Source organism: Aeromicrobium sp. IC_218, assembly GCF_004336805.1.
GTDB lineage: Bacteria > Actinomycetota > Actinomycetes > Propionibacteriales > Nocardioidaceae > Aeromicrobium.
On sequence record NZ_SJXM01000012.1, the window covers coordinates 23,697 to 39,441 of the forward strand.

Sequence of the window (15,745 nt, forward strand, 5' to 3'; positions counted from 1 at the left end):
AGCACGACGACGGGGCCGGGACGATCGATCGTCCCGGCCCCGTCGCGTGCTCGGTCAGCGCTGCTGCAGCGCCTCGTGGAAGGCGAGGATCCGCTGCGCGTCGCGGACGTGCAGGCTCTCGACCATCTTGCCCTTGAACGTGGCGACGCCCTTGCCCTCGGCCTGGGCCTCCTCGAAGGCGGCGATGAGGCCGCGGGCGTCCTCGACGTCCTGCTCGGAGGGGCCGAACGCGGCGTTGGCCGGCTCGACCTGCGAGGGGTGCACGAGGGTCTTGCCGTCGAAGCCCATCTCGCGACCCTGACGCGCCTCGGCCTCGAAGCCCTCGGCGTTCTTCACGTCGTTGAAGACGCCGTCGAGCACGACCTTGCCGGCGGCGCGGACGGCCAGCAGCGCCCAGGTGAGCGACGGGACGAGGGGTGCGCGGCCCGGCACGTGCAGCGCGTGGCTGTCGTTGACCAGGTCGTTGGTGCCCATGACGAAGACGGTCAGCCGCTCGTGCGCGGTGGCGATCTGCTCGGCGTGCAGGATCGCGATCGGCGTCTCGATCATGGCCCACAGCTGCGTGTGGGCCGGGGGGCCGTGGCGCTCGAGCGCGGCGACGAGGGCGTGCACCTCCTCGGCGGAGTTCACCTTCGGGACCAGGACGGCGTCGGGGCCGGCCTGGGCGGCGGCGGCCAGGTCGTCGTCGTGCCACTGGGTGCCGATCCCGTTGACCCGGATGGCCAGCTCGCGGTGGCCGTACTCGCCGGAGCGGACGGCGGCGCAGACGCGCTCGCGGGCCTCGACCTTCGCGTCGGGCGCGACGGCGTCCTCGAGGTCGAGGATGAGGGCGTCGGCGTCGATGCCCTTGGCCTTCTCCAGCGCGCGCTCGTTGGCGCCGGGCATGTACAGGACGGAGCGGCGCGGCCGCAGGAGGGTGTCGGTCATGGCTCTCCTCAGAGGTCGTAGGCCGCGGCCAGCTCGGGGTCGCGCTCGGCCAGGGCCCGGGCCAGGTCGAGCATGACCAGGCACTGCTTGCAGGAGGCGTCGTCCTCCATCTTGCCGTCGATCATCACCGCGCCCGAGCCGTCGCCCATGGCCTCGACGACGCGCTTGGCGTGCGCGACGTCCTCGGGGGCGGGGGAGAAGACGCGCTTGGCGATGTCGATCTGCACCGGGTGCAGGCTCCAGGCGCCGACGCAGCCGAGCAGGAAGGCGTTGCGGAACTGGTCCTCGCAGGCGACGACGTCCTTGATGTCTCCGAACGGGCCGTAGAAGGGAAGGATGTCGTTCGCGGCGCAGGCGTCGACCATGCGCGCGATCGTGTAGTGCCACAGGTCCTGCTGGTAGGTGGTGCGTCCCTGCGTGAGGTCGTCGCCCGTCGGGTCCTGACGGACGAGGTAGCCCGGATGACCGCCGCCGACCCGCGTCGTCTTCATGCGGCGGCTGGCGGCGAGGTCGGCGGGGCCGAGGCTGATGCCCTGCATGCGCGGGCTGGCCCCGGCGATCTCCTCGACGTTGGCGACGCCCTCGGCGGTCTCCAGGATCGCGTGCACGAGGATCGGGCGCTCCAGGCCGGCGCGGGCCTCGAGCTGGGCGAGCAGCCGGTCGACGTAGTGGATGTCCTGGGCGCCCTCGACCTTCGGCACCATGATGACGTCGAGCTTGTGCCCGATCTCGGTGACGAGCGTGACCAGGTCGTCCAGCACCCACGGCGAGTCCAGGCTGTTGACCCGGGTCCACAGCTGGGTGTCGCCGAAGTCGGTCGCCTTCGCGATCTCGACCAGGCCCTGGCGCGCGGCCTCCTTCTTCTCCGTCTTCACCGCGTCCTCGAGGTTGCCGAGGATGATGTCGACCTTCTTCGCGATGTCCGGCACCTTGGCCGCCATCTTCTCGTTGCTGGGGTCGAAGAAGTGGATCATCCGCGAGGGGCGGAAGGGGACCTCGGCCACCGGGGCGGGGGCACCCACCGCCAGCGGACGCAGGAAGGCTCGGGGATTGCGCACAACAGCTCCGTTCGGTTCCGACTGCGACGTGCTCGCCAGTATGGCGAACCCCGATCAGGGTCGCCGAGTCAGATGGATCACGTCACGGAGCGAGCGGAGCGGGGTGCCGGTGGGCCCACGGCCGGGCCTGCTCCAGCTGCGCGGCGACCTGCAGCAGCAGCGCGTCCTCGCCCAGTCGGCCGACCAGCTGCACGCCGAGCGGCAGGCCCTCGGGCGTCCAGTGCAGCGGGACGTTGATCGCCGGGCGCCCGGTGAGGTTGGCCAGCTGCGTGTAGGGCACCCAGCCGAGGTTCTGGCTGACCAGGTCGTCGAGGATGCCGGTCTTGGCCAGCACCCGGCCGCCCTTGGCCTTGCTGACCACCCGCGACAGCCGCTGCAGCAGGGGAGCGGTGGTGAGCTCGCCGACCCGCAGCGGCCGCTTGGCCAGGGTCGGGGTGAGGAACAGGTCGTAGGACTGCTGGAAGTCGACCAGCGAGCGGACGTAGCCGTGGACGTTGCCGAGCGCCTGCTGGGCGGCGACCACGCCGGCGGCGCGGCCGATCTCGGCGATGGCCAGCGTGTCGGCCTCGAAGTCGCGGCTGGTCGCGCCGGTGCGGGCCTTGGTGAGCTCCACCTCGGCGGCCAGGTTGGCGAACCAGATGGTCAGGAAGTCGCGGGCCAGCGCCTCGTCGTCGTACGGCGGCGTGACCTCCTCGACCTCGTGGCCCAGCTCCGCCAGCAGCGCGGCGGCCTCGTGCATGGCGGCCACGGCCTCGGGGTCGGGGTCGGCGGTGATGGCCGAACGGGCCGAGAAGCCGACGCGCAGGCGGCCGGGCGCGTCCTTGACCGCCTCGGCGAACGGGCGCTGCGGCACCGGGGCCTGGTAGCCGGCGTACGGGTGCGGGCCGACGATGGCGTCGAGCAGGCCGGCGTTGTCGCGGACGGTGCGCGAGACGACGCCCTGCACGGCCATGCCGATCATCGACTCGCCGGTCTGCGGGCCGTACGGCGCGAGGCCGCGGCTGGGCTTGAGCCCGACCAGGCCGTTGCACGCGGCCGGGATGCGGATCGAGCCGCCGCCGTCGTTGGCGCCGGCGGCCGGGACGACGCCCGCGGCGACGGCCGCGCCGGACCCACCGGACGATCCGCCGGGGGTGTGGCCCAGCCGCCAGGGGTTGCGGGCCGGGCCCCAGTACTCGGGCTCGGTGACGCCCTTCGCGCCGAACTCGGGGGTGTTGGTCTTGCCGAAGATGACCAGCCCGGCGTCGAGCCAGCGCTGGACGACGCTCGCGTGCTCGGTGGCCACGTCGCCGCGGAGGGCCCGCGAGCCGTACGACGTCGGGTAGCCGGCGACCTCCTGCATGAGGTCCTTGACCAGGAACGGGACACCGGCGAACGGCCCGGACAGGTCGGGGTCGTCGACGATCGAGTCGGCGAGGTCGTCGGTGCGGACGACGATCGCGTTGAGCCGTCCGTTCACCTCGTCCGCGCGCTGGCGGGCCGCGGCGAGCAGCTCGCTGGGCTTGACCTGCTTGGACGCGACGAGCTCGGCGAGCCCCGTCGCGTCGTAGGTCATGTACTCGGTGACGTCCACGAAGCCTCCTGGGTCGGTGCTGGCGTCACGCTAGTGGCGCACGGGCTCACTCGTCCTCGCTGGTGAGCAGGCGCCGGTGCGCCGAGGCGACCTCGACCTCGGGGTGCCAGGCCACGAGCTTCTCCACCGCGTCCAGCACCTCCACGACGTGGGCGCGGTCGGCGGACACCACGCTCGCCCCGACCAGCGTCCGCCGGTACAGGTCCTGGTGGCCGACCTCGGCCGCGCTCACGTCGAAGCGGCGCTTGACCTCCGCGACGATCGGCCGGACGAGCGAACGCTTCTGCTTGAGCGAGCGCACGTCGCCCAGCAGCAGGTCCAGCTCGATCCAGCCGATCCACACGTCAGTCGAACAGCTCTCCGAGCCAGTGGCCCTTGCGCTTCTTGTAGCCGCCGCCTCCGTAGTACCGCTTGTCGGAGTCGTCGTAGTAGCGGTTGCCGTAGGCCGGCTGCGGCTGCTGGTAGCCCGGCGGCTGGCTGTACGACGGAGCGGCGGGCTGGGCCGGCGGTGCCTGCGGGGCGGGAGCCGGCGGGGCCGGCGGAGTGGCCGGTCCGGCCTCGGCGGCCACGCGGTCGAGGATCTTGTCGAGCTCGCCGCGGTCGAGCCAGACGCCTCGGCACTCGGGGCAGTAGTCGATCTCGATGCCGGATCGCTCGCTCATGGTCAGGGTCGCGCCGTCGATGGGGCACTTCATCAGGTGGTACCTCCTTGCCGGGTCAACGCACGGACCCCGCCCATGGTTCCGTCACCAGGGGAGCAGTCCGCGGCGCTCCGCGGCGTCCAGCAGCGCGCGCGTCGCGGCCCGGGTCAGCAGCAGGGCGGTGCCCAGCATGACGAACCACGCGGAGACCACGGACGCCGGATGTGCCCAGCCCAGACCGAGCGCGTGCTCGGCGCTCATGACCAGCAGCGTGATGGCGACCCACCCGACGGCGAAGAACCGGGCGGCGTCCAGGAGCATCCGGAGCGGGGTGGGACGGGTCACCTCTCGACGGTACGTCGGCCTCGCCGGACCTGCTCGCGGAGGCGTCCGGTCAGGACTCCATCGCGTCGGCGACGGCGGACGCGCGCGGGTCGGACTCGTCGCGCAGGCCCGCGACGACGCCGGCGCGGTCGGCATCGGAACGGTTCTGGCTGTACTTGCGCTTGGCCTCGACGCGCTCGACGGTGAGCTCCACGCCCACGATCGCCCGCAGCATCCCGGAGGTGTACCGCTCGGGCGCATCGGTCACCGCCCACGGCTCGGGACGCGGCTGCTCGTGGGCGTCGGTCAGCCGGGTCACCGCGGTGCGCAGCCAGTCGACGTCGTCGTGGACCCGCACGGTGCCGCTCATGTGGACGGACTCGTAGTTCCAGGTCGGTACCACGCGGCCGTGCTCGGCCTTGCTGGCGTACCAGGCGGGGGAGACGTAGGCCTGCGGTCCGGTGACGACGAGCAGCGCCTTGGTCGGCTCGAGCAGCGACCGCCAGTGGTCGTTCGCGCGGGCCATGTGCGCCACCACGGTGTCGCCGTCCCACAGGACGGGCAGCAGGGTAGCCACCGGGTACCCGTCGGCACCGACGGTGACCAGCTCGCCGGTGCCGAGCGCGGCGACCATGGCGCGGACCTGGGACTCGTCGTCGACGGCGTTCGGCGCGGGCACGTACATGGGACGAGCGTAGAGAACCGGGCCGTCGGGCGGGGAAGCGAGTCTCCGGGCCCACGCTCCAGGACGTCCGAGAACGCCGAAGGCCCCGACCGTCTGGTCGGGGCCTTCGTGTGGTGCGCCATCAGGGACTCGAACCCCGAACCCGCTGATTAAGAGTCAGCTGCTCTGCCAATTGAGCTAATGGCGCGCGAGAAAGAACATTAGCAGCACCCTCCTGAGGGGGTGAAATCGGGGGTCGGGCGGCTTCGCAGCGGCCTGGAACGCCGGGCAGATCGGCCCTCCGAAGCCAGGTCTCAGTGGCGCTGTCGGGTGCGCTCCCCGGCCTCGTCGGCCGCGACCGCGACCTCCGGGTCCACCGGCCTGTTGCCAGCGGCCTCCTCCTCGTGGACCTTGCGCCGCAGGCGGCCCATGCCGGGCAGACGGAGGACGAGCTCGTTGAGCTCGGTGACGACGTCCAGCAGCTGGTGCATGTCCGGGGCCACCGACTGCAGGTTGGCCAGCATCGGCATGAGGTCCTTCTCGAGGGCCTCGGCCAGGCGGGGCAGCTTGTCGATCATCTCGACGGCCGCGGCGACCTCGTGCTCGCCGGTGGTGCGGGCCAGGGTCTGCAGCGTGGGCTGCAGCGCCTGGATGCTGGGCTCGAGCGAGTCGACCAGCGCGGCGGCGCGGTTGGCCGTCGGCTCGGCGCTGGCGACCGTGCCGGCGCTGCGGACGATCAGCTCGTTGGCCTCGTCGAGCGTCCGCTCGGTGCGGGCGACCAGCGCGTCGGCGGACTCGCGGGTGTTCTCGACCCCCGCGATCAGCGCGTCGGCCGCCTTGCGGGTCTGCTCGATGCCGGCGATGAGCACGTCGGCCCGGTCGACCAGCTGCTCGGCGGCCTCCAGGAGTCGCAGCACACGGGGGATCGACGTCACGGCGTCCTGCAGCAGCGCGGGCGCGACGCCGGCGACGGTGAGCAGGTCGCGAGGATCGGGGAGCCTCATCGTCCGGCCTCCGCCCGCTCGCGCCAGCCGAACCGGCTCAGGGCGCTGAGCGCCGAGAAGATCGAGAACCGGGACGCGAACGAGAACGCCGAGAAGAACGACCCGAAGGACGCGAAGGACCCGATCGACAGCACCGAGTGGCTCGAGCCGATGGACAGGATGCTGTGGTGAGACCCGATCGACAGGATGCTCTGGTGCGAGGCGAACGACAGGATCGACTGGCTCGACAGCCGTGACCGCAGCGAGGAGTCGTCGGGGGCGCAGCAGTCGGGGGTGTGGCTCACCGGGCCAACCTACTGCCGCGACCCCGGGCCCGCGATCCCTCGCGGACGGGCTCCGAGGTCGTGCACGCGGGGGTCCGTCCCGGGAGGACCGCCGGGGCCGATGCTGCTTGACTGGTGGGCATGAGCCACTCCGGTGACGACGACACGATCATCCAGGGCGCCGTCCCGGCCGAGCAGGTCGGCGACTACGACGTCGCCTCCCCGGAGTCGCGGACCCTCGCGACCGTCGTGGGCACGATCCTCGGCGCGCTGGTGCTGGTGGGGCTGTTCCTGCTCCTCTCGCTGGCCATGCGCGACACCCGGGTCGAGTCGCAGGTCGTGGAGCTCGACGGCTCCGCCCAGGTCGTGCTGCAGGCGACCAATGCCGACGTCCGGCTCGTGCCCGGCGACGGCGACGACCTGCGCGTGCGCGCCGAGGTGGACGAGAGCCTGCTCAGCACCGACTTCGAGCTGCGCCGCAGCGGCGACGCCATCGCCATCGCCGCCGACTGCATCACCTGGCTGTCCCCGGGCTGTGGCGCGGAGGTGACCGTGGAGGTGCCCGACGGCGTCCCGGTCGAGCTGACCACGACGTCCGGGAAGGCCGAGGTGCGCGACCTGGACACCGACGTGCTCGTGCGCACCGGGGATGGTGACGTCGTCGTGGGCGGCAAGCTCGCCACGGTGGCCGTGACCACCGGCTCGGGGTCGGTGACCTCGCGCGACCTGGACGCCGTCGAGCTGAAGGTCACCACCGACAGCGGCGACGTCGAGGTGGTGATGGTCGAGCAGCCCTACGCGCTGGCCGTCACGACCGACAGCGGCGACGTCGAGGCGACGCTGCCGGACGGCGAGCGCACCTACCAGGTCAAGACCCGCAGCGACGACGGCGACGTGACGTCCGACCTCGACGACGACCCGGAGGGCGAGGGACTCGTCAGCCTGCGCACGGGCAGCGGCGACGTGCGCCTGACGGTGCGATGAGCGTCCTGGTCGTCAGCGCCACGAAGGCTGAGGCCGCGTACGTCCCCGACGGGCTGGACCTGCTCGTCTGCGGCGTCGGCAAGGTGGAGGCCGCGGTGCGCACGGGCGAGGCGATCGCCCGGCTGCGGCCGAGCCTCGTCGTCAACGTCGGCACCTGTGGCGCCTTGCGGGAGGGCGTGAGCGGCTTGTTCGAGCCGTCGCGCGTCGTGAACCACGACTTCGACGCGGCCGGCATCCGGGCGCTCGGGTACGACGTGGGCGACGAGGTCGAGCTGCCCGGCGGCGACGGGAGCGTGCTCGCGACCGGCGACCGCTTCGTCACCGACCCCGTCGTCCGCGACGGCCTGGCGCTGCGGGCCTCGCTCGTCGACATGGAGGGCTACGCGATCGTGCGGGCCGCGCAGGCGTTCGACGTGCCCGTGCGTCTGGTCAAGGTGGTCAGCGACGATGCGGACGAGTCGGCCCTGGACTGGCCGTCGGTCGTCGACGGCTGCGCCCGCCGGCTGGGGGAGTGGCTCGTCGCGCACGCCTGACCCGCACGCAGCACGACGCCCCGCACCCCTCGAGGGGTGCGGGGCGTCGCGCGTCGGTCAGCGGCTGGTCGACGGGGCGTAGCGGGCGTCGCCGTCGTAGCGGACGCTCAGCCCCTTCGTCCGGAAGCCGTACTGCAGCGGCGAGAAGTACGCCACGCCCAGCACGAGCCGGGCCTTGGCCAGCTCACGGCCGTCGCGCAGCAGCGTCACCGTGCCGGTCGGTCGACCGCCCTTGGCCGTCACCGTCGCCACCGTGCCCAGCACCGTGGTGAGCGCCTGGGTGCGGGTCGGGGTGAGGGCCACCGGCGGCTCGCCGGGGTCGAACCCGACCTTGATCGGGTCGTGGTCGGACGACCGGAACGCGCTGGTGTCGTACAGGTCGGTCGCGTTGACGTTGTAGCGGCTGTACTCGCGCGCGATCGACTCGTAGGCGTTGATGTTCCACACGTCCGCGCCGGTCACCCAGGCCCGGGCCGCCGGGGTGGCGAGCACGTGGTCGAGCGAGCCGACGAGACCGTCGAACTGGTACGTCTCCTCGTCGGTCAGCTCGTCGGCGAGGTCGGTGTAGCCGGCCTGCTCCAGCGTGACGATCGGGTCCTCAGCCGCGTAGGCGTTGAAGTCGCCGGTGAGGAACACCTTGTCGGTGCCCAGGCGCTGCTGCTCGGCCGCCGAGAACTCCACGAGCGCCTCGGACTGGCGGACGCGCGAGTAGTTCGACGCACCCTGGCCGTCGCCGGTGTCGGCGTCCTGGCCGCTGCCCGATCCCTTGGACTTGAAGTGGTTCACGACGACGGCGAACACGTCGTCGTCACCGTGACCCTTCGGCTTGAAGCCCTGCGAGAGCGGCTGGCGCGCGTTCGCGAACCGGGCGTCGTCCAGGATGGCCGACTCGCCGACCGGCTCGACCGTGGCCGGCTGGTAGATGAACGCGGTGCGGATGACGTCCTCGTCGGCCGGGACGGTGCTCGGCGAGGGCACGAACGCCCAGGTGCCGGCACCGGCGTCGGCGTTGAGCGCCGCCACCAGGGACGCGAGAGCGGCGTCGCGGTCGGGACCGTAGTGACGCGAGTTCTCGATCTCCTCCAGCGACACGACGTCGGCGTCGAGGTCGTTGATCGCGCGGACGATCTTGGCCTGCTGGCGCTCGAGGCTGGCGTCGTTGGCCGCGCCACGGGGTCCGGTGGGACCGCAGTCGTCGACGCTGATGTTCGCCCCGGCCCGGTCGCGGTAGTAGGTGCACCGGGCGCCGGTGGTGGCCGCGTACTCCTCGCCCACGGTCGTGAAGTAGTTCAGGACGTTGAACGTGGCCAGGCTGAGCCGTCCGCCGACCGGCTGCGGAGCGGCCTCGCGGGTGCGCGAGAACTCGGCCACCGGACGCACGCCGGCGGCGTCGTCGGCGGTCAGCTGCGCGGTCGGCTGAAGCTTCCAGCCGAACCGGTAGTCGAGCACGGCCGGGCCGGTGAACGTCGTCGTGGCTCCCACCCGCACCTCGTTGGTCGCCGTCAGCCACGGCACCGGGGTGCCCTGGTTCGCGGCCGAGAGGTAGTTGGCGGACGCGCCGTCGTCGAGCGTCACCAGCGCCTCGGCGTTGGCGGCCACGAGCGCGGCGTACGCCTCCGAGCCCGGGCGGGCCTCGTTCGTCGGCTGGCGCAGCGGCTCGGTGCCCGGGGCCAGCCCGATCTCGCCGTACTGGTGGGTCGAGTAGTTGTTGGTGATCGTGAACGTGCCCTGCGGCTCGACCAGCATGCCCTCGTAGCGCTCGCGCTCGGCGTCGTCCATGGGGAAGCGGACCGGGCTGGGCTTGACCGCCGGCTGCGGCTCGGCCGCCGGGCTGAACGAGGTCGCGCTGATCTCGGTCAGGTCGTTGAACTCCACGACCTGGCCGGTGACCGTGATGGTGTCGCCGACCCGGGCGCCCTGCGCGACGGCCGAGCCGTGCACGAAGACGCCGTGCGACGCCGCCGGAGCGTCGTCGCCACCGGTGCCGCCGGTCTGCAGGTAGACGCCGTTGAAGCCGCCCGTCGGGTAGGCCGCCGTGACGACGCCCGTGGTGGTGACGGTGCGGCCGACGAGCGGGCTGGCCGCTCCCGAACCCTGCACGTCGGCGATGGTCACCGTCGTGGGCTCCGGCTCGGGCTCGGGCTCGCCCCCGGCGCACCCGGCCGTGCTGCACGGCGTGGGTGCGGCGGCCGCCAGGTCGGCGGCGTTGGAGTCGGTGTCGGCGCCCGCGTCGCGCTGCAGCGACAGCGCCACGCCCTGGCCGGTGGCCGGGGCGGTCTCGAACGTGTTGGACGAGCCGTAGCCCACGACGTCCAGGACGTCGTCGCGTCCCTTGACGTCGCCGGTGGGCAACGTGAGGGCGCTCGTGCCCCGGGCCAGCACGACGGTGCCGGCGGAGCCGGAGCTGTTGAACGTCGCGGTCTGGTCGGCCGCGGGCAGCTCGGCCCCGGCGGTGCCCGAGTTCGCGCTGCCGCGCAGCAGGAAGTAGCCGCCCGGAGCGACCGTGCCGGTGAGCGGCACGACGGTGGTGGCGGCCGCGGTGCCGCTGGCCGAGCGGTACTGCAGCGACAGCCCGCTCAGCGACACCGGGGCGTCGGTCGGGTTGAACAGCTCCACGAAGCGGTGCGTGTACGCGGCGCTGGCGGCGGTGCCGTTGACGTACGCCTCGTTGATGACGAGCTGCGAGCCGTCGGGCGCGGCCTGGGCGGGGGCGGCGAGCAGGCCTCCGGCGAGGGCCGCGGTGGCGGCGAGGACGGTGGCGAGTCGGGTGCGGATCATGGGGTTCACCACTTCCGGGGCAGGACGACGGTGGTCTGGGCGGGCGCGTAGCGACGGTCGCCGGAGTAGGCGATCGTCAGCTGCTCGCCGGGCTGGAACCGGCCGAGCAGCAGCGCGAGCGTGTAGCCCCGCACGAGCGGGGTGCGGGCGACGGCACGGCCGTCGCGGGTCACGGTGACCGTGCCCGTGGCGGTGCCGGCCGAGCCGCTCACCTGGACCGGCAGCGCGTAGCCGAGCAGGCCGAGGCCGTAGGCGGACGCGTTGACCGTGGGCACCGGCTTCGGCGCGGCGGTGACGGTGACCGGCACCGTGACCGTGGTGCCGCTCGGAGCCGCGGTGAAGGTCAGCGACAGCGCGCCGGCCGGAGCCGACGCCGGGACCGGCAGCGACACCTGCGCGGACCCGGCACTGACCGGGAAGCGTCCCTCGGCGACGGTGCGGTCGCCCTGCTTCAGGGTGGCGGTGACCTCGGTGTTGGCCGGGCTGCCCAGCGACGTCAGGTCGAGCTTCGGAAGCGTCGCGGTGATCGTGCTGCCTGCGGCGTACGAGTCGGCGAGGCCCTCGAGCGCGATCGCGCGGCGCGCGAAGCTCGGCGAGACCGGCGACTCGGCGCGCAGGTAGGCGATCCAGGCGTCGCGGTCGACCAGGCCGGTGTCGACGAAGCGTCCCTTCGTGAACGCGCGGAAGTTGTCGCCGCCCGTGGCCAGGAAGCTGAACGTGGCGACCTTGTAGGTGCGCTCGGGGTCGAGCGGCTGACCGTCGATGGTGACGTGCGTGATGCGCTCGCCGGCCGGACGCGTGGCGTCGAAGGTGTACGTGACGTTGTCGGACAGGCCGAGCTGCAGGTACGGACGCGACGGCACCGAGCCGTCGGCGTTGGTCTGCCACTGCTGCTCGAGCACCTCGCGCAGGGCCGAGCCGGGCAGGCTGACCGAGTACAGGTTGTTGACGAACGGCAGCACCGCGTTGGCCTCGGCGTAGGTGATGACGCCGTCCTTGTTGACGTCCGCGTCAGCGCCGGTGGAGCCCGCCTTGAGCAGCTCGTTCCGCAGTCCGCCGGGGTTGACGACGCCGAGGTCGGCCCCTGCGGAGGTGGCGGCGACCGAGTCGCGCAGGGAATTCGCCACCAGGTTGCCCAGGGTCGACTCGGACGCGCGGTCGTCGCGCTTGCCGTCGACGTAGGCGGTGGTGATGTCGGCGGTGACCTCGCCGACGGGCTCGCCGCCGATGACCGCGGCCTTCGCCAAGGCCTCGTCGACGATGCCGTCGACCTCGGCCACCCGCGGGTAGGCCGAGATGAGCGCGGCGTCGTCGGTGGTGGTCCGGGCGACGTTGCGGGCGGTGTACGACAGCACCTCGTCGGTGTCGCCGTCGACGGTCAGCTGGAGCTGTCCGACGGCCTCGCCGTAGCTGCCGGTCTGGAGCACCGGACGCGTGCGGTCGGTGCCGGGCACCGGCGCGTCCCAGGCGTACTGCTTGTGCGTGTGGCCGGTGAAGATCGCGTCGACCTCGGGGTCGGTCTTGGTGACGATGTCGGCGAAGGCGCCGCCGTCGGCGACCTCCTGCTCGAGCGTCGAGCCGTCGGGCGTGCCGGCACCGGCGCCCTCGTGGTACGCCGCGACGATCACGTCGGGCGGGGTGCCGGACGCCTCGAGCTCGGCGACGACGCGGTTGACCGCCTCGACCGGGTCGCCGAAGTCCAGGTCGGCGATGCCCGCGGGCGTGACGAGGGTCGGGGTCTCCTCGGTGGTGGCCGCGACGAAGGCGACGGTCTTGCCGCCCGCCTCGAGCAGCTCGTACTCGGGCAGGACCGGGTCGGTGGTGCCCTTGCGGTAGACGTTGGCGGCGACGTGGCCGTAGTCGGCGACCTGCTCCAGGCGTCCGGTCAGGTCGGACTCTCCGCCGTCGAGCTCGTGGTTGCCCACGGCGGACGCGGCCAGGTCGAGCGCGTCGAGCACCTCGACGGTGGGGACGTCCTGCTGCGAGGACGACGCGAACAGGCTCGCGCCGACGTTGTCGCCCGCGGACAGGAAGAGCGTGTTCTGCTCCCCGGCCGCGGCGCGGAGCTGCTCGATCGTGCCGGCCACCTTGACCGTGCTGGTGTCGATGCGTCCGTGGAAGTCGTTGACGTCCAGCAGGTTGATGGTGACGTCGTCCGCGGCGCTGGCGGAGCCGGCCGCGACCGGCAGCCCGGCGACCAGGAGCGCGCCGGCGAGACCGGCCGCCCAGCGCGTGCGGACATGACGTGGCGATGAGCTCACGGTTTTCCCCCGATGTGTCGTTGTGCGCCGCCCCACCCGAGGCGGCAGCTCGACCCTAAGGAGGGGGTCCGACAGGCGACAAGGCTCCGCCCGGTGAAGTTTGGGTGACGCGGCACCGGCCGCGCGGGGGTAAAGCAACGAGCCCCGTCGTCATCGACGACGGGGCTCGTTCACGGGGGTGGACGACGGGACTTGAACCCGCGGCCACCGGCACCACAAGCCGGTGCTCTACCAACTGAGCTACGCCCACCGCGCGTCCTCGGCTTCACCGAGAACGGCGAGGAACACTGTAGTGCATGCCCTCCGGGGATCAGGAACCGGTGGGGCTGATGCGCTCCGAGATGGCCTTCGCGGTCTCGGTGTCGGGGCCGGGCGCGGGCACGAAGACGGCCTCGCGGTAGTAGCGCAGCTCGGCGATGCTCTCGGTGATGTCGGCCAGCGCGCGGTGGTTGCCGTGCTTGGACGGCGCGTTGAAGTAGGCGCGCGGGTACCACTGGCGCGACAGCTCCTTGATGCTGGAGACGTCGACGACGCGGTAGTGCAGCCAGCTCTCGAGCTCGACCATGTCGCGGGCCAGGAACGTGCGGTCGGTGCCGACGGTGTTGCCGGCGAGCGGGGCCTTGCGCGGCTCGGGCACGAACTCGCGGATGTAGCCGAGCACGGCCTCCTCGGCCTCGCGCAGGGTGAGGCCCGCGTCCAGCTCCTCCAGCAGGCCGGACGACGTGTGCATCTGCGTCACGAAGTCGTTCATCTGCTCCAGCGCGGCGGCGGGCGGCTTGACCACCACGTCGATGCCGTCGCCGAGGACGTTGAGCTCGAAGTCGGTGACGAGCGCCGCCACCTCGATGAGCGCGTCGTCCTCCAGGGAGAGGCCGGTCATCTCGCAGTCGATCCACACCAGTCGGTCGTTCACGCACGACACACTAGCCCCGCCGTCCTGACCGCCCCGTTAGAGTGCTCGTGGCCTGCGTCGGGCCGGAGCGGGGGAACTCACCTCGCCGCCCGCGCGTTGGACAGCCCGTGACCTCAGGAGACGTTCAGTGACCAACGACCGCCAGAAGCGTGCCGCCCGCGCCGAGCAGATGCGCAAGGAGCGTGAGAAGGCGTCCCGCCGCCAGCGCAACCGGATCACCACGGTGGTCGTGGTGGCGGTCGTCGCGCTCATCGCCGCCGCCGCGTTCGGCTACAACCAGCTGCAGAAGGAGAACGACAAGCCGCTGGTCGCCCCCGCCAACGCGACCGAGGACTTCGCGATCCCGTTCACCACGGAGGTCTCGACCGGCAAGCCGGCCGCGGCCGACCCGGTGACGGTCACGCTGTACGAGGACTTCCAGTGCCCCGGCTGCCAGGCTCTCGAGGCCGGCGCCGGCACCGACATGAAGAAGGCCGTCGACGCGGGCCAGGTCACCCTGGAGTACCGCCCGGTGTCGTTCCTGAACAACGCCAGCACCACCGACTACTCGACGCGGGCGACCAACGCCGCGCTGTGCGTGCTGGACGAGAAGGGCGTCAAGGCCTTCTACGACATGCACCAGCTCCTCTACGCCAACCAGCCCGCCGAGGGTGGCGAGGGCCTGACCGACGACACCCTGGCCGAAATGGCCCAGCAGGCCGGCGCGTCCGACAAGGTCTCGTCCTGCATCGACGACGGTCGCTTCGAGCCGTGGATCGAGGACGCCACCAACGCCTGGCGCGACGCCGGCTACGGCGGCACCCCGACGGTGGTCGTCGACGGCAAGGAGGTCACGGGCGAGTCCGGTGGCCAGCAGGTCATCCCGAGCTGGGCCGACATCCAGAAGGCGGTCACCGCCGCTCGCCAGGGCTGAGCCCGCAGCACGTCCCGAGGGGCGCCCGGTCGCACGAGCGACCGAGGCGCCCCTCGTCGTCCCCGTAGGTCCGACGGTCGCGCCGAGGACGTCGTAGGGTCGCGACGCGGACCGAGACGGGGAGGCCACGGTGGCGGCGAAGGACAAGCAGGAGCGCGTGGAACGTGCGGCCCGGCAGCGCGAGGAGCGCGAGCAGGCGGCCCGGCGGTTCCGCGTCAAGGTGACGGCCGGGGTGCTGGTGGTCGTGGTGGCGCTCGTCGCGATGACCGCCTGGGGCCTGAGCCGCGCGACGCCGCAGGACGAGAAGCCGCTGGTCGAGCCGTCCGGCGTGACGGCCGAGCACGGCGTGCTGCGGGTCGCCGACGGGGCGGCCGATCCCGTGCCGGTCGTCGTCTACGAGGACTTCCAGTGCCCGGCGTGCAAGGCGTTCGAGGCCGAGGTGGGGGAGTGGCTCGACCAGGCCGTCGAGCGCGGCGAGGTCAGCCTGGAGCACCGCACGGTGGCCAAGCTCGACCGGGCGAGCAGCACCGAGTACTCGTCCCGGGCGGCCAACCTGGCGATGTGCGTGGTGGACGCCGACGGGCCGAAGGCGTTCGCCGACGTGCACCGGCTGCTCTTCGCCGAGCAGCCGCCCGAGATGACCGCCGGCCTGCCGGACGAGCGGCTCGTGGAGATCGGTGAGGAGGCCGGGGTCGGCGTGGACGTCCTCGAGCCGTGCGTCGCGGATCGGCGCTTCGACCGCTGGCTGGACGACGCGAACGACGCCTTCGACGACGCCGGGCACGGCGGCACGCCCACCGTGCTCGTGGACGGCGAGCCGGTCGTCGCCGAGGTGGACGGGCAGCAGCTCGTGCCGGGGCTGGCCCAGCTGCAGGCGGCGGTGGCCGCGGCCCGCGGCTGACGCCGGTG

Annotated in this window: 16 protein-coding genes and 2 tRNA genes; 4 read left to right on the forward strand and 14 right to left on the reverse strand. The window is 72.5% G+C overall.

Going from position 1 to position 15,745, the window contains the following annotated elements; all coding sequences use genetic code 11:
* Window positions 1-54: 54 nt before the first annotated feature.
* The 10 genes from E0W78_RS12925 to E0W78_RS12970 all read right to left on the reverse strand — a co-directional run bounded on the left by E0W78_RS12925 (window position 55) and on the right by E0W78_RS12970 (window position 6,475).
* The gene (locus tag E0W78_RS12925; RefSeq protein WP_131404372.1) at window positions 55-927 is read right to left on the reverse strand and encodes a CoA ester lyase; all 873 of its coding nucleotides are present in this window, start codon (window positions 925-927) and stop codon (window positions 55-57) included.
* An 8-nt stretch (window positions 928-935) separates the two neighbouring features.
* A complete protein-coding gene (locus E0W78_RS12930; protein WP_131404373.1) occupies window positions 936-1,985 on the reverse strand; it encodes a CoA ester lyase in 1,050 nt (349 codons plus the stop codon).
* A gap of 82 nt (window positions 1,986-2,067) precedes the next feature.
* Window positions 2,068-3,558 carry an amidase gene (locus E0W78_RS12935; protein WP_131404374.1) on the reverse strand — a complete coding sequence of 497 codons (1,491 nt, stop codon included), beginning with the start codon at window positions 3,556-3,558 and terminating at the stop codon, window positions 2,068-2,070.
* 46 nt (window positions 3,559-3,604) lie between these two features.
* Window positions 3,605-3,901: a DUF503 domain-containing protein gene (locus E0W78_RS12940; protein ID WP_019145977.1), complete on the reverse strand. Its 297-nt coding sequence runs from the start codon at window positions 3,899-3,901 to the stop codon at window positions 3,605-3,607.
* Window position 3,902: 1 nt separating this feature from the next.
* Complete coding sequence (locus E0W78_RS16890) at window positions 3,903-4,253, reverse strand: zf-TFIIB domain-containing protein (protein ID WP_131404375.1); 351 nt, start codon at window positions 4,251-4,253, stop codon at window positions 3,903-3,905.
* Between the two features lie 51 nt (window positions 4,254-4,304).
* Window positions 4,305-4,544 carry a hypothetical protein gene (locus tag E0W78_RS12950; protein WP_131404376.1) on the reverse strand — a complete coding sequence of 80 codons (240 nt, stop codon included), beginning with the start codon at window positions 4,542-4,544 and terminating at the stop codon, window positions 4,305-4,307.
* Window positions 4,545-4,593: 49 nt separating this feature from the next.
* Window positions 4,594-5,208 (reverse strand): FMN-binding negative transcriptional regulator, encoded by a 615-nt coding sequence (locus E0W78_RS12955; protein WP_131404377.1) that lies wholly within the window; start codon window positions 5,206-5,208, stop codon window positions 4,594-4,596.
* A gap of 111 nt (window positions 5,209-5,319) precedes the next feature.
* A tRNA-Lys gene (locus tag E0W78_RS12960) sits at window positions 5,320-5,395 on the reverse strand.
* 106 nt (window positions 5,396-5,501) lie between these two features.
* Window positions 5,502-6,191, reverse strand: coding sequence for a hypothetical protein (locus tag E0W78_RS12965; RefSeq protein ID WP_131404378.1), 690 nt, complete (start codon window positions 6,189-6,191; stop codon window positions 5,502-5,504).
* Window positions 6,188-6,475, reverse strand: coding sequence for a hypothetical protein (locus tag E0W78_RS12970; protein ID WP_131404379.1), 288 nt, complete (start codon window positions 6,473-6,475; stop codon window positions 6,188-6,190). The genes E0W78_RS12965 and E0W78_RS12970 overlap by 4 nt, the downstream gene beginning before the upstream one ends.
* A 120-nt stretch (window positions 6,476-6,595) precedes the next feature.
* On the opposite strand from E0W78_RS12970, the gene E0W78_RS12975 reads away from it, so the two are divergent.
* Together E0W78_RS12975 and E0W78_RS12980 are read left to right on the forward strand one after the other, a co-directional pair.
* Window positions 6,596-7,438 carry a DUF4097 family beta strand repeat-containing protein gene (locus E0W78_RS12975; RefSeq protein WP_131404380.1) on the forward strand — a complete coding sequence of 281 codons (843 nt, stop codon included), beginning with the start codon at window positions 6,596-6,598 and terminating at the stop codon, window positions 7,436-7,438.
* On the forward strand, window positions 7,435-7,971 hold the full coding sequence (locus E0W78_RS12980) for a nucleosidase (RefSeq protein WP_131404381.1): 537 nt from the start codon (window positions 7,435-7,437) through the stop codon (window positions 7,969-7,971). Before E0W78_RS12975 ends, E0W78_RS12980 begins: the two co-directional genes overlap by 4 nt.
* A gap of 57 nt (window positions 7,972-8,028) precedes the next feature.
* On the opposite strand, the gene E0W78_RS12985 is transcribed toward E0W78_RS12980, so the two are convergent.
* The 4 genes from E0W78_RS12985 to orn form a co-directional block, all read right to left on the reverse strand.
* Window positions 8,029-10,749 (reverse strand): ExeM/NucH family extracellular endonuclease, encoded by a 2,721-nt coding sequence (locus E0W78_RS12985; RefSeq protein ID WP_131404382.1) that lies wholly within the window; start codon window positions 10,747-10,749, stop codon window positions 8,029-8,031.
* A gap of 5 nt (window positions 10,750-10,754) precedes the next feature.
* The gene (locus E0W78_RS12990) at window positions 10,755-13,010 is read right to left on the reverse strand and encodes a 5'-nucleotidase C-terminal domain-containing protein (protein WP_207392760.1); all 2,256 of its coding nucleotides are present in this window, start codon (window positions 13,008-13,010) and stop codon (window positions 10,755-10,757) included.
* A gap of 177 nt (window positions 13,011-13,187) precedes the next feature.
* Window positions 13,188-13,260: transfer RNA gene (locus E0W78_RS12995), tRNA-His, on the reverse strand.
* Between the two features lie 60 nt (window positions 13,261-13,320).
* Window positions 13,321-13,923, reverse strand: a complete 603-nt coding sequence (gene orn, locus E0W78_RS13000) for an oligoribonuclease (RefSeq protein ID WP_131404384.1) — start codon at window positions 13,921-13,923, stop codon at window positions 13,321-13,323.
* A 127-nt stretch (window positions 13,924-14,050) separates the two neighbouring features.
* Here orn and E0W78_RS13005 point away from each other — a divergent pair, with 127 nt between their 5' ends.
* Complete coding sequence (locus tag E0W78_RS13005) at window positions 14,051-14,836, forward strand: thioredoxin domain-containing protein (RefSeq protein ID WP_131404385.1); 786 nt, start codon at window positions 14,051-14,053, stop codon at window positions 14,834-14,836.
* A gap of 130 nt (window positions 14,837-14,966) precedes the next feature.
* A complete protein-coding gene (locus E0W78_RS13010; RefSeq protein ID WP_131404386.1) occupies window positions 14,967-15,737 on the forward strand; it encodes a thioredoxin domain-containing protein in 771 nt (256 codons plus the stop codon).
* Window positions 15,738-15,745: the final 8 nt, after the last annotated feature.

Bases quoted from the DNA above. Each gene is read 5' to 3' on its own strand.
- E0W78_RS12965 (WP_131404378.1), bottom strand. From the start codon at position 6,191: ATGAGGCTCCCCGATCCTCGCGACCTGCTCACCGTCGCCGGCGTCGCG.
- E0W78_RS12925 (WP_131404372.1), bottom strand. From the start codon at position 927: ATGACCGACACCCTCCTGCGGCCGCGCCGCTCCGTCCTGTACATGCCC.
- E0W78_RS16890 (WP_131404375.1), bottom strand. From the start codon at position 4,253: ATGAAGTGCCCCATCGACGGCGCGACCCTGACCATGAGCGAGCGATCC.
- E0W78_RS12975 (WP_131404380.1), top strand. From the start codon at position 6,596: ATGAGCCACTCCGGTGACGACGACACGATCATCCAGGGCGCCGTCCCG.
- E0W78_RS12980 (WP_131404381.1), top strand. From the start codon at position 7,435: ATGAGCGTCCTGGTCGTCAGCGCCACGAAGGCTGAGGCCGCGTACGTC.
- E0W78_RS12985 (WP_131404382.1), bottom strand. From the start codon at position 10,749: ATGATCCGCACCCGACTCGCCACCGTCCTCGCCGCCACCGCGGCCCTC.
- E0W78_RS12955 (WP_131404377.1), bottom strand. From the start codon at position 5,208: ATGTACGTGCCCGCGCCGAACGCCGTCGACGACGAGTCCCAGGTCCGC.